The following is a 13,331-nucleotide window of genomic DNA, read 5'->3' on the forward strand; positions in this document are numbered from 1 at the left end:
CTCAAGTCTTAGAACAGGTCTGCGTCGAGTGCCATCAGGTTGGCCGAACCGGAACGCGCCTGACGGATCAGGGTTGCCGTCTCAGGCTGCAAGCGGGCGAAGTAGAAACGTGCGGTAGCCAGTTTGGCGGTATAAAACTTGTCGCCGCTGGACTCTTTTTCGAGGGCGATCTTGGCCATCTGCGCGAACAGGTAGCTATAGATCATGTGGCCGACGACGCGCAGGTAAGGCACGCAGGCCGCGCCCACTTCGTCAGGATTCTGGAAGGCCTTCATGCCGATTTCCATGGTCAGCTTGGTGACTTTGTCGCCCAGGTCGCCCAGTGGCGTGACGAATTCACTCATCGCTTCATCGGTGCCATTGTCTTCGACGAAGGCCTTGATCTTTTCGCCGAACTTGCGCAGCTTGGCGCCGTTGTCGCCCAGGATCTTGCGGCCCAGCAGATCCAGCGACTGGATCGTGTTCGTGCCTTCGTAGATCATGTTGATGCGCGCGTCGCGCACATACTGCTCCATGCCCCATTCCGAAATGTAGCCGTGGCCGCCGAACACTTGCATCGCGTCCGAGGTGGCGATCCAGGCGTTGTCGGTAATAAAAGCCTTGATGACGGGCGTCAGCAGCGCCACTTCGTCGGCCGCTTCCTTGCGCACGTCGGCGTCCGGGTGGTGCAGTTCGCGGTCGATCTGCAGCGCCACGTACGAGGTGAAAGCGCGCGCGCCTTCGGCGTAGGCTTTGCCCGTCAGCAGCATGCGGCGCACGTCAGGGTGCACGATGATGCGGTCGGCCGGCAGTTCCGGGTTCTTGATGCCTGACAGCGAACGCATCTGCGTGCGGTCCTTGGCGTAGATCAGCGCGTTCTGGTAGGCGATTTCCGTCAGACCCAGCGACTGCATGCCCACGCCCAGGCGGGCTGCGTTCATGAAGACGAACATGGCGTTCAGGCCCTTGTTCGGCTGGCCGATGATCCAGCCTTTCGCGCCGTCCAGATTCATCTGGCAAGTCGAGTTGCCGTGGATGCCCATTTTTTCTTCGATGGCGCCGCAGGTGATCGGGTTGCGCTCACCGACCGTGCCATCCGCGTTCGGCAGGAATTTCGGCACCAGGAACAGCGAAATGCCTTTCGAGCCTTCCGGTGCGTCCGGCACGCGGGCCAGCACCAGGTGCAGGATGTTTTCCGCCATGTCGTGCTCGCCGGCGGAGATGAAGATCTTGTTGCCGGTGATGGTCCAGGAACCGTCCGCCTCAGGCAGCGCTTTCGAGCGCAGCAGGCCCAGGTCGGTGCCGCAATGCGGTTCGGTCAGGCACATGGTGCCCGTCCACTCGCCCGACACCAGTTTCGGCAGGTAGACTTCCTTCTGGTGGTCGGTGCCATGTTCCTTCAGGCACTCGTAGGCGCCGTGCGACAGGCCCGGGTACATGGACCAGGCCTGGTTCGACGAGTTCAGCATTTCATAGAACGAGTTGTTCAGCACGACAGGCAAGCCCTGGCCGCCATATTCCGGATCGCAAGCCAAAGCCGCCCAGCCGCCTTCGACGTACTGCTTGTAGGCTTCTTTGAAACCTTTAGGCGTGGTCACGCTTTTCGTGACGGGGTCGTGGTGGCAGCCTTCGCGGTCGCCGGAGTGGTTCAGCGGGAACAATACTTCGGAAGTGAATTTACCGCCCTCTTCCAGCACCTGGTTGATGATGTCGGCGTCGACGTCGGCGTACGACGGCATTTGCTTCAGTTCTTCTTCCACTTGCAGGAACTCGTGCAGGACGAATTGCATATCCCGGATTGGCGCGACGTATTGACCCATAATTTTCTCCTGAAGGCGATTAGCTAAAGTGTTGTACTTGTAAGTGCGTGTGCGTTTGTTGCGGATACTGCGTGACGGCTTATTTGCTTGTGACGCAATTCTGGTACGACGCCAGCAGGCGGATAAAGCCCGCTTGCGCCCGTTCGATGCTGCCCGGCACGCGCAGGAAGCGCGCATCGTGATGCAGGGCCAGGATCAGGCCATACATCTCGTACACCAGCTGCTGCGCGTCCGTGTCCGCTTTCAGGTCGCCCGTGGCGATCGATTGCTCGACACAGCGCAGCAGTGCGCCCTGCCAGGCCCGCACCATGGCCACCAGGGCCTCGCGGATGGGACCGGGACGGTCGTCATACTCGACGGCGCCGCTGATATAGATGCAGCCGGAAGCGATTTCCACGCTGACCCGCTTGACCCAGCGTGCAAACATCGATTGCAGGCGCTGGATGCCGCGTGGTTCTTTCATGCTGGGAAAAAAGACTTCTTGCTCGAAACGATAGTGGTAGAGCTTCAGCACTTCCATCTGCAAGTCTTCGCGCGAGCCGAAGTGGGCAAACACGCCCGACTTGCTCATGTTCATTTTGTCCGCAAGCAGCCCAATGGTCAGGCCTTCCAGGCCGTCGCGGCTGGACAGGTCCAGCGCCACGTCGAGGATGGCTGCACGGGTCAGTTCGCCCTTGCGCATGAATTTGACTGAAGTATTCAAGAGGTCCGTTCTAAAAGTGATGTTGCCGATTTGGCGGACTGAAGCGAGGGTAAAAAAAAGCACGCTCCGAAAAAATCCGAACGCTCGTACTATTATCCACTACCACGTAAAAGTCAAACGGGAACTTTAGAGCCGGCGTTCTATTGGTGCAGCGCAGCATTTTTCGACTGCGTGTTTATAACGATTTCAGGCGGACAAAAGTGCCGCGCGCCCTTGCCTTACAGCAACAAGCGTGCCTCAGTCGAGGCCGCCTGCCTTGCTCAGTTGACGGCGGTCGCGCTTGGTCGGCCGCCCCTTGATGGTGCTGCCCGGTTCGCGGAACAGCTTGCGCTCCTCGGCCAGCTGCTCGCGGCGGGCGATGCTGGCCGGCGTTTCGCCATACAGCAGGCGCGCCACAGGCGCCGCGCCGCGCTTGTCGGACAGGCCCAGCACGGCCACCTCCCACGTCTCCGCACCATTGTCGATAGCCAGCTCGTCGCCCACGCGCAGGCTGCGCGCCGGTTTCACGCGTTCGCCGCCCACTTTGACCTTGCCCGTGTCGACGGCCTCGCTGGCCAGCGAGCGCGTCTTGAAGAAGCGCGCCGCCCACAGCCATTTATCCAGCCTGACCGTTGTCATATCACTCATGCGTACTTGCCTACTGAAAAAATGCGCATCACCAGCCGGTACGCGAGGAACGCGGCTTCGTAGCCGATGCGCCGAAAACGGCCGATGTGCTTGAAATCATCCTGGTGAATGACGATACCGTCGGCCACGCCCTGCTCGATGTGCTGGCGCAGGCTTTGCGCAAAGGCCACGTCCTTGATGACCACGTTCGCTTCCTGGTTCAAAAACAGGCTCAGCGCGTCAATATTGCTCGACCCCACCGTCGCCCAGTCATCGTCGACGACGGCCACCTTGGCGTGCAGCTGCGTCTTGCGGTATTCGACAATTTTCACGCCGGCGGCCAGCAGCTTCGGATAAAACGAGTGCGCCACGGCATCCTGCATGCGGAACTCGCCCACGCCGATCAGCAGCACCACGTCGACGCCCCGCTGGGCCGCCTGGGCCAGCGCGTGGCGCAGCTTGTGCCCGGGCGCGAAATACGGGTTGGCCAGCATCACGCTTTTGCGCGCCTGGCCCAGCGCCTGCAGGTAGGCGCGCTGGATGGTGCGGCGGTTGCGCAGGTTGTCGCGCACGACAAAGCCGGCCACCACGGGGTTTTTCGCCAGCTCCTTGCTGACGACGCGCATCTTGCGGTACAGCTTGATACGCCGTACCAGGTTCATCTTGCCCAAGCGCGCCCACTGCGCATGCGCCTCTTCATGGATGGCGTCCACCAGCGGGCCCTTCACCTGCACAGCGAAGTCCCAGCGCGGCGCTTCCAAGCTGATGCTGTGGTCGTAGTCGCAAAACATGTCGTCGTTGATATTGATGCCGCCCACCAGGGCAATTTCTCCATCGGCGACGCAAATCTTGCGGTGCGTGCGCGTGATGCCGCGCCGGAACCACGGATTGAAGATGCGGTGGTGCACGCCGGCCGCTTCCAGCTGCGCATGCATGGCGTTGACGCGGCGGTTGCCCGTGCCGAACCAGTCCGTGATCATGCACACCAGCACGCCGCGCGCGGCCGCCCGTTTCAGGGCGTCAAGCACCAGGGTGCCCGTGGCGTCATCGGCAAAGATATAGGTTTCGAAATACACTTCCGAGCGGGCGCCGTCGATGGCCTGGACCAGCGCGGGAAAGTAATCGGTGCCGCAATACAGCAGCTGGATGTCGTTGTGGGCGATGAAATTGACTGTGCGCATGCCGGCAGTCTACGCGAGTTTCAAAGCGGCAACTATCGGCGCGTGGTCCGATAATTTTGCCCACAAGGTGCCATGCATCACTTGCGCGCCTTCCACGTGGAAACCGCGCACGTAGATACGGTCCAGGCGGAACCACGGCAAGGCGGCGGGAAAGGTGCGCGCCGGCACGGGCACGGGCGTTTTCGTCTGGCGCCGCGCCAGGGTGCGCACGAGGTCGCCCAGGGCCGAATTCGACGCGCGCTGGTCGAACACTTCCACCACGCCGAGCGCATTGCGCAGCTTGTCGCTGAGCGTATTGCGCCAGTCGTTGAAGTCGCCGGCGATGATGACGGGCTCGCCATTCGGCGCCGATTCCATCACCGCATCAATCAGCGCCTGCGTCTGCCGGCCCCGTCCCGATTCGAACAGGCCCAGGTGAACCACGTAGCAGTGCACGTCCGCCTGCGGCGTCTTGAGCACGCAATGCAGGATGCCGCGTTGCTCGTAGGCATGGTCGGACACGTCGTGGTTGGTTTGCGAGGCGATGGGAAATTTGCTCAGCAAGGCGTTGCCATGGTGGCCATGGTCGTACACGGCATTCATGCCATAGGCGGAATGGTGTTCGGCGCCGGCAAAGAACTCGTGCTGCGACGCTTCCGGCCAATGCTTGTGGCCGTTTTTCTCGGCGCCATAGCGGGCCGCATTGCGGTCGTGCTTGCCTTGCACCTCTTGCAGGAAGACAACATCGGCATGAAACAGGGCAATCGCCTGTTTTAAAGCATGCACGCGGGGCAAGCCCCGCACGGAGGAGACACCCTTGTGGATATTATAAGTTGCTACGCGGATTTTCATGCATTGATTCTACTCCCAGACGGCCCCCGCGCGGCGCCGGCGTAGGTGCGCGTGCGCACCTAATGCAGACTTTTTCCGGCTGCCAAGGCTTGTCACGCTCAGGCCAGAAAACTATCGAGGGCGCTGATGCTGCCAACGAGGATGCCGACAAGCCACAACACCCTGACCGCGATGGGTGCGCTGCTCCAGCTGAAGGCGCCCCGTCCACCCGCAAACAGGCGCGGATGCAGGAGAAAGCCCAGCATCAGCAAAGGCAAGCCCGCCTGCGGCAAGGTGGCAGGCGGATGGTCGGGGAAGCATACGGCAGACAGGGCAACAAAGACCCACGACAGAAATAGCGCCCCCAGCATGCGCTTCGATAAAGAAAGTCGAGTCCAATTGAGCATATCAATAAACCTTTCGTCCACGCGTGACATCATTAACTAGATAGTAACATCACGGACGATGGCTTGCGATCTGTCAAGCCAGCATGCGTCCCACGCCCGCCGTCACGCTGACGATCAGCGCGGTAATGCCGGCCGCCCAGACGATCTTGACCAGCAACGGTGCGCCGCGCCAGGCCACCGTGCGCTTGCCCTTGGCAAACGCACCCGGGTGCAGCAGCCAGCCGATCGCCATCAGCGGCATGCCGATGGGCGGCGTGCGGCCAGGCACGGTGGAGCTAAACAGCAGAAAAATGAAGCACAGGCAAAAAACGATGCCCAGGGTGCCCAGCAGTTTTTGCTGTGCAGTCAAATGTAACCAGTTCAACATGGAATGCTTTCTAGGGAAATCAGGTGGGGCGCGCCAGGCCCGTCATGGCCGGCAATTGCAAAATCGCTTCCGCATTGGAAGAGGAGAAACAGCGGTCGGCCGCCGCCAGATAGGGCAGCCAGGCGTATTGCAAGTGTTCGCGCGGGTTCAGGGTGATGGCGACGTCGCGCGGCACTTGCACGCTGAACACGTGTTCCGTATTGCGCGTCACGCCGGGCGCGTAGCGGTGGCGCCAGATAGGATAGATCTCGTACACATTCGACAAGTTCCAGTCACGCAGCACGATGTCGTTCCCATCGGCAACGATGCCCGTTTCCTCAAACAATTCGCGCGCGGCCGTCTGCAGCAGCGGTTCGTCAACGGCATCGACGGAACCCGTCACGGATTGCCAGAAACCGGGCTGGCCCGCGCGCTCGATCAACAAGACGTCAAGGTCAGCCGTATGAATGACGACCAGCACGGAAACAGGGATTTTATGAGTCATATCAACAATGAAAAAGGCGCCACGACAGCGCCTTTTTTTGCATAGTGGATCAAACAGCGGCCACCTGGGCAGCCGCATGCTTCATTACACTACTTTTGGCTCGGCGCTGCGCAAACGGATGTGCAGTTCACGCAATTGCTTTTCGTCAACTTCCGACGGCGCATGGGTCAGCAAGTCTTGCGCGCGCTGGGTTTTCGGGAAAGCGATCACGTCGCGGATCGATTCGGAACCCGTCATCATGGTCACGATACGGTCCAGGCCGAATGCCAGGCCGCCATGCGGTGGCGCGCCGTATTGCAGGGCGTCGAGCAGGAAGCCGAATTTCAGCTGCGCTTCTTCCGCATCGATCTTCAGTGCGCGGAACACTTTCGACTGTACTTCTTCGCGGTGGATACGGATCGAACCGCCGCCCAGTTCCCAGCCGTTCAAGACCATGTCGTAGGCCTTGGCGATGCAGGCGCCCGGATCGCTTTCCAGCATGTCTTCATGGCCGTCTTTCGGCGCCGTGAATGGATGGTGGGTCGCCGTCCAGCGGTCCGCTTCTTCGTCGTGCTCGAACATCGGGAAGTCGACCACCCACAATGGCTTCCACACGTCTTCGAACAGGCCGGCTTTCTTGCCGAACTCGCTGTGACCGATTTTCACGCGCAGCGCGCCGATGGCGTCGTTGACGACTTTCGCCTTGTCGGCGCCGAAGAAGATCAGGTCGCCGTCTTGCGCGCCCGTCTGCTCGAGGATCGTGGCCAGCACGTCGGCAGGCAGGAACTTGACGATAGGCGACTGCAAGCCTTCAGGACCCTTGGCTTTCTCGTTGACCTTGATGTAAGCCAAGCCCTTGGCGCCGTAGATGGCAACAAATTGCGTGTATGCATCGATTTCCGAACGGGGCATGCTGCCGCCTTGCGGTACGCGCAGGGCCACCACGCGGCCGCCTTTCATGTTGGCGGCGCCGTTGAAGACCTTGAATTCGACCGACTTCATGACTTCGGTCAAGTCCGTGAAGGCCAGCTTGACGCGCATGTCCGGCTTGTCGGAACCGTACAGGCCCATCGCTTCGGCGAAATCCATCACCGGGAACGGGTTCGGCAGGTCGATGTTCAGGGTGTTCTTGAAGACGACGCGGATCATGTCTTCGAACAGGTCGCGGATTTCCTGTTCCGTCAGGAACGAGGTTTCGCAATCGATCTGCGTGAATTCAGGCTGGCGGTCGGCGCGCAAGTCTTCGTCGCGGAAGCATTTGGTGATCTGGTAGTAACGGTCGAAGTTGGCGACCATCAACAGTTGCTTGAACAACTGTGGCGATTGCGGCAAGGCGAAGAAGCTGCCCGCATTCACGCGCGACGGCACCAGGTAGTCGCGCGCGCCTTCTGGCGTGGACTTGGTCAGCATCGGCGTTTCGATGTCGATGAAGCCCAGCGCGTCGAGGTACTTGCGCACTTCCATCGTCACCTTGTAGCGCAGGCGCAGGTTGTTCTGCATTTGCGGGCGGCGCAGGTCCAGCACGCGGTGCGTCAGACGCGTCGTTTCCGACAGGTTGTCGTCATCGAGCTGGAACGGCACGGGCACGGAAGGGTTCAGCACTTCCAGCTCCGAGCAGACCACTTCGATCTTGCCCGATTTCAAGTTGTTGTTGATCGTGCCTTCGATACGGTTGGTCACGACGCCCGTCACGCGCAGGCAGAATTCGTTGCGCACGGCTTCGGCGACCTTGAACATCTCCGCTTGTTCCGGGTTGCAAACGATTTGCACCAGGCCTTCGCGGTCGCGCAAGTCGATGAAAATCAGGCTGCCGTGGTCGCGGCGGCGATGTACCCAGCCGCACAGGCTGACGGTTTGTCCCAGCATGGCTTCGGTAACGAGGCCGCAGTATTCAGTACGCATAGACATAAAATTCTCAGTTCAGGTTAGTGAGTGTTCAATCCGGCCACGTCCCGCATGGGACGCCTGCCTTTATTCTTTGGCTGCCGGGGCCGGTACAGCAACAACTTCCGCAGGCGCCACCACGCCCATCGAGACGATATATTTGAGCGCCGCATCAACGCTCATGTCGAGTTCGACGACATCGCTGCGTTTCATCATCAGGAAAAAACCCGATGTCGGATTCGGCGTCGTCGGCACGTACACGCTGACAAAGTCGCCCACCAGGTGGTTCGCCGCATCGCCGCCCGGCACGCCCGTCAGGAAAGCGATGGTCCAGGAGTTCTGGTGCGGATACGGCACCAGCACGGCCTTGCGGAAGGCATTGCCCGACGGGGAAAACAGGGTATCGGATACTTGCTTGACGCTCGAATACAGGGAATTGACGATGGGTATGCGTTGCAGCAACTTTTCCCACAGTTTCACCACGTAATTGCCGACCAGGTTATTCGTCAGCAAGCCCGTGAAAAACACGATCAGTACCGTCAATACCGTGCCCAGGCCGGGAATGGTGCTCAGCGCGGGAACCTGGCGGCCAAACCAGACGCTGGGCTTCGTACTGCCGGGCACCAGCAACAGCGACTGGTCCATCGTGCTGATCACCAGATTCAGGACCCAGGCGGTAATGGCCAGGGGCACCAAAATCAGTAATCCGGTAATAAAGTATTTACGCATCGGTTTCTCGGTAAGGGATCGTCTCGGCGCGGCGCGCTCTCAGTCCGCTTTCGGCGCAGCGGCAGCCGGGGCGGGCGCAGGCGCGGCAGCAGGCGCGCTCTCGGCGGCCGGGGCAGGTTTGGCGCTGTCGGCCGGGCCCGTCGGAATGGCCGTGGTGGGCGCCGTGCCGCCGCGGAAATCGGTCGCGTACCAGCCGGTGCCCTTCAATTGGAAACCGGCGGCCGTCAATTGTTTCTTGAAACTGGGCTTGCCGCACGACAGGCACACCGTCAGTACTGGATCGGAGATCTTTTGCAAGACGTCCTTGGCAAAACCACACTCGTCACAACGGTAAGCGTAAATCGGCATCTCTACTCCGAGAAAATCATCAAAAACCCTGAATTATAAAGCTTTTCCACCATTCCCAGCGGAAAATGCCCGGCCGCGACCGTTGCCGCCTCAGTCCGCCCGGCGGCGCCAGCTCATCCAGCGCTCCTTGCCGGCGAAGACGGCGATGGAATCGTCGACTGCCTCATCGGCCAGGCAATCGAAATGCGGCGCCAGCAATTCCTGCAGTGTCTCACGCGATATGCCGAATGGCGGCCCCTTGGCATTATCGTCAAAGAAAAAGTAGCCGGCCAGCATGGCGCCCGGCGCCAGCAACTGCGCCCAGCGGGCCGCCACTTGCGGCCACATGGTGCGCGGCATGGCGCACAAAAAGGCCCGTTCATAGATCAGGTCCAGCGGTGCCTCGGGCTGCCAGGCAAAGAAATCCGCCTCCACCACCCGCCCTGCCCGCTCGCCCAACTGGGCACGCGCGGCGGCCACGGCGCCTGGCGCAAAGTCGATGGCCGTGGCGTCCCAGCCGCGATCGAGCATGAAGACCAGTTCATACGCGGAGCCGCAGCCGGGAATCAGGCAGCGCAGCGGCGCCGGGCTGCCGGCCACGAAGCTGCGCAGCCTTGCAGGCACGCCGCCGTGGTCCCAGGGCGTGAATTGCTTCTCGAAACGCTCGTCCCAGAAGGCGGGCGAAAGCGGATCGCGGGTATGGAAGTCAGCCATCACTTACGTCCTCAGCGAGTTAAAACGGCAGTTGATGCCAGCGCATGAACACTTGCAAGCCCAGCGCGCCGAGCGCGAAGGCGCCCACGAAGTACACGATAAAGCTCAGCAAGCGGTTCGTCTGGCGTTGCTCTGCGAGCAAGGTTTTCATCAGTTCCACGTCGTTTTCGCGCGGTTCGCCATGCACGGTCAAGGCCTGGTGCAGCAAGCGCGGCAGCTGCGGGAAGATGTGCGCATAACGGGGCGCCTCGGCGCGCAGGCGCTCCATGAAGCCTTGCGGGCCCACCTGATTACTCATCCACTTTTCCAGATACGGCTTGGCCGTTTGCCACAAATCCAGTTCCGGGTCCAGCTGGCGGCCCAGGCCTTCGATATTGAGCAGGGTCTTTTGCAACAGCACCAGTTGCGGCTGCACTTCCACATTGAAGCGGCGCGAAGTCTGGAACAGCCGCAGCAATACTTGCCCGAAAGAAATATCCTTCAGCGGGCGGTCGAAGATCGGCTCACAGCAGGCGCGCACGGCCGCCTCCAGCTCGTCGACGCGCGTGTCTTTCGGCGCCCAGCCCGATTCGATGTGCGCCTCGGCCACGCGCTTGTAGTCGCGGCGGAAGAAGGCGAGGAAGTTTTGTGACAGATAATCCTTGTCGTAGTCGTTCAGGGTGCCGACGATGCCGAAGTCGAGCGCGATGTAGCGGCCGAACGATTCGGGCGCGATCGACACGAGAATATTCCCCGGGTGCATGTCTGCATGGAAAAAGCCGTCGCGAAACACTTGCGTGAAGAAAATTTCGACGCCATCGCTGGACAGCTTGCGCAAGTCCACGCCGGCCTCCACCAGGCGATCGATCTGCGACACGGGGATGCCAACCATGCGTTCCATCACGATGACGCTGCTGGAACAGTAATCCCAGTGCATTTCCGGCACCAGCAGCAAGTCCGAGTTGGCGAAATTGCGGCGCAGCTGGCTGGCGTTGGCCGCCTCGCGCATCAGGTCCAGCTCGTCGTGCAGGTATTTGTCGAATTCGCCCACGACTTCCTTCGGTTTCAGGCGTTTGCTGTCGGCCCACAGGCGGCTGATCCAGCCGGCCGCGATGTGCATCAGCGCCACGTCTTCGTCGATCAGCTTTTTCATGCCTGGACGCAAGACCTTCACGGCCACTTCGCGGCCGTCTTTCAGGGTAGCGAAATGCACCTGGGCAATGGAGGCGGACGCCACCGGCTCGCGCTCGAAGCGGGCAAACAATTGATCCGGATGCGCGCCGAGCGACTTGGTGATCTGTGCGATGGCCAGGTCGGAATCGAACGGCGGCACCCGGTCTTGCAGGCGCGCCAGTTCTTCGGCGATATCGGGCGGCATCAAATCGCGCCGGGTCGACAGCACCTGGCCGAATTTGACGAAAATCGGCCCCAGCTCTTCCAGCGCCAGGCGCAGGCGCAAGCCACGCGGCGACGACAGGTCGCGCCAGAAAATCAGGGTGTCGATCAATTTGGCGGTGCGGGGAACTTGCAGACCAGAAATCGCTATCTCATCCAGACCGTACTTGATGGAAACACGGATGATTTTAAACAGGCGCAGGAATTTCAATATCATGTAGACGAATCCGGTAAGGAGGACTGCGGCTGGGCGGCGGCGGCCGCCTTTTCCAGCCGGGCAAGGCGCTTGGCCAGGCGTTCGACGTCATCGCGCACGCGCGTCACGCCAGCGGAATACTCTTGCAGGGTAGAAGGACGGATCAGCATGGGCTGTTCGTCGAGAAAATATTCGGCCACGTTTTCCGCCAGCTTTTGCTGGCCCGTGCGCACAAAGGCGGCGGCATCTTTCGCACCGGAAACCAGGCGTGTGGCCAGCATGGGGCCGACGACTTTCTCCAGGTCATGCTCGGCTTCCCAGCGCAAGCCCTTGCTCAATTGCGAAATCGCATTGGCAAACTCGGCATCGCCTTCGATCTTGACGTAGGAAAACGCCCGTTCGCGGTTTTGCAGGATCAGCGGCACATCGGACAATTTGACGCGGATGGTGACGCTGGCCGGCATGTCGGCCGGCGCCGTTTCCAGCATGCCGGCGCTGTCGACGCGCAGGCGCAAGGCCACGGCGCCCGTGTCGATGCAGGCCAGCTTGCCAGCGTGCACGGCCAGCTGCTGGCGCGCCCACGGCTCCTGCGCCAGTAAATGGTTGATAGTCGCGATGACGGGCGTCATCAGGGAGAGATCGGAAAGTGGTGCCATCATATGCCTGCGCGCCAAACGCGCCCCTAAAAATGAAAAACCGCCCGTAGGACAACGCGGGCGGTTTCGATCTTACCAGTTCAGCAGGAAATATCTGTCAAGCATCATGCATTGCGCATGAACTTAAGCCATTATTCAGCAAGTTTTGACAATTAATTCAATTGCTGGATGCCTGCCAGGACCCAGCCGCTGTTGCCGCTGACGGGTTTCGACATATTCCACACTTCCGCGAACGGTTCGGCCGCGGCGCCCGGCGCCGAACGGATCAGGCCCGTAAACTTGACGCTGGCCAGGTAATCGTTGACGCTCGTCTCGATGCCGAGCAATTCGGCATCGATGGTGACGACGTCCGTAAAGTCCGGCTGCGCGCCCCGTTCCTGGATTTGCATGCGCAGTTCCGCATACACTTCCGGCGACGTGAATTCGCGGATATCGTTGACGTCGGCCTTGTCCCAGGCCGCTTGCAGGCGAATGAAATTGCTTTTCGCGTGGCGCAGGAAGGCTTCCTTGTCGAAGTCGGCAGGCACGCCCCATGGCGCGGCAGCCGGTACCGGCTTGTCCAGGCCGACGCCGGACGACACGGGCTGCAGCGGCGGCAGCGGCGGAATGCGCGAACCGATGTCGGGCACGTTACCGGCCGGTGCCGGCTGGTTGCCGCCAAAACCCGCGAACGGCGCATTGCCGCTGGTATTGTTGTCGCGCTTGCCGCGCACCATGCGGTAGATGAAGAAGGCCACGCCGGCCAGCAAGGCCACCATCAGCAGGGTGCTGATCATGCTGGCCAAGGCGCCGCCCAGGCCAAAGTGCGACAGCAAGGCGCCCAGGCCCAGGCCCAGCAGTGCGCCGCCCAATAACCCCTTCCAGCGGCTCGGTGCCTTGGCGGCAGGTGCCGGTGCGGGGGCCGGCGCAGGTTGCGCCTGGCGTGGCGCGGCGGCCGGTGCCGGGGCCGGCGCAGGTGCGGGCGCCTGACGGCCCACGTTTTGCGACTGGCGGCCAAACGAACGGCCACCGCCCATGGGACGGGCCAGCGCCTCGCCCAGCATGGATACCGTGGTCGCGGCCAGCATCATGCCGACCATAAATTTCTTCAATTTCATTCCATCTCCTAAAATCAC

The 13,331-nt window shown here is 61.2% G+C and carries 15 protein-coding genes; all 15 read right to left on the reverse strand.

Translation table 11 applies throughout. The annotated features are described in order from the left end of the window. Nucleotides 1-8 precede the first annotated feature (8 nt). A complete protein-coding gene (locus AC07X6_RS05045; protein WP_034753387.1) occupies nucleotides 9-1,799 on the reverse strand; it encodes an acyl-CoA dehydrogenase C-terminal domain-containing protein in 1,791 nt (596 codons plus the stop codon). A gap of 79 nt (nucleotides 1,800-1,878) precedes the next feature. Continuing rightward, nucleotides 1,879-2,481: a TetR/AcrR family transcriptional regulator gene (locus tag AC07X6_RS05050; RefSeq protein ID WP_086140281.1), complete on the reverse strand. Its 603-nt coding sequence runs from the start codon at nucleotides 2,479-2,481 to the stop codon at nucleotides 1,879-1,881. Nucleotides 2,482-2,739: 258 nt separating this feature from the next. Further along, a complete protein-coding gene (locus tag AC07X6_RS05055; protein ID WP_230541310.1) occupies nucleotides 2,740-3,129 on the reverse strand; it encodes an RNA-binding S4 domain-containing protein in 390 nt (129 codons plus the stop codon). Then, nucleotides 3,126-4,289 (reverse strand): cardiolipin synthase ClsB, encoded by a 1,164-nt coding sequence (clsB, locus tag AC07X6_RS05060; RefSeq protein WP_494790293.1) that lies wholly within the window; start codon nucleotides 4,287-4,289, stop codon nucleotides 3,126-3,128. The genes AC07X6_RS05055 and clsB overlap by 4 nt, the downstream gene beginning before the upstream one ends. A gap of 9 nt (nucleotides 4,290-4,298) precedes the next feature. Beyond that, nucleotides 4,299-5,120 (reverse strand): endonuclease/exonuclease/phosphatase family protein, encoded by an 822-nt coding sequence (locus AC07X6_RS05065; RefSeq protein ID WP_152256781.1) that lies wholly within the window; start codon nucleotides 5,118-5,120, stop codon nucleotides 4,299-4,301. A gap of 98 nt (nucleotides 5,121-5,218) precedes the next feature. Beyond that, nucleotides 5,219-5,470, reverse strand: coding sequence for a hypothetical protein (locus AC07X6_RS05070; protein ID WP_475417129.1), 252 nt, complete (start codon nucleotides 5,468-5,470; stop codon nucleotides 5,219-5,221). Between the two features lie 109 nt (nucleotides 5,471-5,579). After that, nucleotides 5,580-5,873: a hypothetical protein gene (locus AC07X6_RS05075; RefSeq protein WP_046682130.1), complete on the reverse strand. Its 294-nt coding sequence runs from the start codon at nucleotides 5,871-5,873 to the stop codon at nucleotides 5,580-5,582. Nucleotides 5,874-5,892: 19 nt separating this feature from the next. After that, nucleotides 5,893-6,357 (reverse strand): dihydroneopterin triphosphate diphosphatase, encoded by a 465-nt coding sequence (gene nudB, locus AC07X6_RS05080; RefSeq protein WP_494790294.1) that lies wholly within the window; start codon nucleotides 6,355-6,357, stop codon nucleotides 5,893-5,895. Nucleotides 6,358-6,441: 84 nt separating this feature from the next. Then, the gene (gene aspS / locus AC07X6_RS05085) at nucleotides 6,442-8,238 is read right to left on the reverse strand and encodes an aspartate--tRNA ligase (protein WP_070221635.1); all 1,797 of its coding nucleotides are present in this window, start codon (nucleotides 8,236-8,238) and stop codon (nucleotides 6,442-6,444) included. 69 nt (nucleotides 8,239-8,307) lie between these two features. After that, nucleotides 8,308-8,949 (reverse strand): DUF502 domain-containing protein, encoded by a 642-nt coding sequence (locus tag AC07X6_RS05090; protein ID WP_230541306.1) that lies wholly within the window; start codon nucleotides 8,947-8,949, stop codon nucleotides 8,308-8,310. Nucleotides 8,950-8,988: 39 nt separating this feature from the next. Continuing rightward, the gene (locus tag AC07X6_RS05095; protein WP_152256785.1) at nucleotides 8,989-9,297 is read right to left on the reverse strand and encodes an FmdB family zinc ribbon protein; all 309 of its coding nucleotides are present in this window, start codon (nucleotides 9,295-9,297) and stop codon (nucleotides 8,989-8,991) included. 90 nt (nucleotides 9,298-9,387) lie between these two features. Beyond that, complete coding sequence (locus tag AC07X6_RS05100) at nucleotides 9,388-9,990, reverse strand: methyltransferase (RefSeq protein ID WP_494790295.1); 603 nt, start codon at nucleotides 9,988-9,990, stop codon at nucleotides 9,388-9,390. Between the two features lie 19 nt (nucleotides 9,991-10,009). Beyond that, nucleotides 10,010-11,581: a ubiquinone biosynthesis regulatory protein kinase UbiB gene (ubiB, locus tag AC07X6_RS05105; protein WP_230541303.1), complete on the reverse strand. Its 1,572-nt coding sequence runs from the start codon at nucleotides 11,579-11,581 to the stop codon at nucleotides 10,010-10,012. Next, nucleotides 11,578-12,216: a ubiquinone biosynthesis accessory factor UbiJ gene (locus tag AC07X6_RS05110; protein ID WP_494790364.1), complete on the reverse strand. Its 639-nt coding sequence runs from the start codon at nucleotides 12,214-12,216 to the stop codon at nucleotides 11,578-11,580. The genes ubiB and AC07X6_RS05110 overlap by 4 nt, the downstream gene beginning before the upstream one ends. Nucleotides 12,217-12,368: 152 nt before the next feature. Continuing rightward, the gene (locus tag AC07X6_RS05115; protein WP_494790296.1) at nucleotides 12,369-13,313 is read right to left on the reverse strand and encodes a Tim44 domain-containing protein; all 945 of its coding nucleotides are present in this window, start codon (nucleotides 13,311-13,313) and stop codon (nucleotides 12,369-12,371) included. Nucleotides 13,314-13,331: the final 18 nt, after the last annotated feature.

Source organism: Janthinobacterium sp. GW460-12-1-14-LB5, assembly GCF_059423585.1.

What these genes read in the sequence shown, in the direction of transcription:
- AC07X6_RS05065 (WP_152256781.1), bottom strand. Translation starts at nt 5,120, where the DNA reads ATGAAAATCCGCGTAGCAACTTATAATATCCACAAGGGTGTCTCCTCC.
- AC07X6_RS05055 (WP_230541310.1), bottom strand. Translation starts at nt 3,129, where the DNA reads ATGAGTGATATGACAACGGTCAGGCTGGATAAATGGCTGTGGGCGGCG.
- nudB (WP_494790294.1), bottom strand. Translation starts at nt 6,357, where the DNA reads ATGACTCATAAAATCCCTGTTTCCGTGCTGGTCGTCATTCATACGGCT.
- AC07X6_RS05090 (WP_230541306.1), bottom strand. Translation starts at nt 8,949, where the DNA reads ATGCGTAAATACTTTATTACCGGATTACTGATTTTGGTGCCCCTGGCC.
- AC07X6_RS05095 (WP_152256785.1), bottom strand. Translation starts at nt 9,297, where the DNA reads ATGCCGATTTACGCTTACCGTTGTGACGAGTGTGGTTTTGCCAAGGAC.
- AC07X6_RS05115 (WP_494790296.1), bottom strand. Translation starts at nt 13,313, where the DNA reads ATGAAATTGAAGAAATTTATGGTCGGCATGATGCTGGCCGCGACCACG.
- AC07X6_RS05050 (WP_086140281.1), bottom strand. Translation starts at nt 2,481, where the DNA reads ATGCGCAAGGGCGAACTGACCCGTGCAGCCATCCTCGACGTGGCGCTG.
- aspS (WP_070221635.1), bottom strand. Translation starts at nt 8,238, where the DNA reads ATGCGTACTGAATACTGCGGCCTCGTTACCGAAGCCATGCTGGGACAA.
- AC07X6_RS05070 (WP_475417129.1), bottom strand. Translation starts at nt 5,470, where the DNA reads ATGCTGGGGGCGCTATTTCTGTCGTGGGTCTTTGTTGCCCTGTCTGCC.
- ubiB (WP_230541303.1), bottom strand. Translation starts at nt 11,581, where the DNA reads ATGATATTGAAATTCCTGCGCCTGTTTAAAATCATCCGTGTTTCCATC.
- AC07X6_RS05075 (WP_046682130.1), bottom strand. Translation starts at nt 5,873, where the DNA reads ATGTTGAACTGGTTACATTTGACTGCACAGCAAAAACTGCTGGGCACC.
- AC07X6_RS05100 (WP_494790295.1), bottom strand. Translation starts at nt 9,990, where the DNA reads ATGGCTGACTTCCATACCCGCGATCCGCTTTCGCCCGCCTTCTGGGAC.
- AC07X6_RS05110 (WP_494790364.1), bottom strand. Translation starts at nt 12,216, where the DNA reads ATGGCACCACTTTCCGATCTCTCCCTGATGACGCCCGTCATCGCGACT.
- AC07X6_RS05045 (WP_034753387.1), bottom strand. Translation starts at nt 1,799, where the DNA reads ATGGGTCAATACGTCGCGCCAATCCGGGATATGCAATTCGTCCTGCAC.
- clsB (WP_494790293.1), bottom strand. Translation starts at nt 4,289, where the DNA reads ATGCGCACAGTCAATTTCATCGCCCACAACGACATCCAGCTGCTGTAT.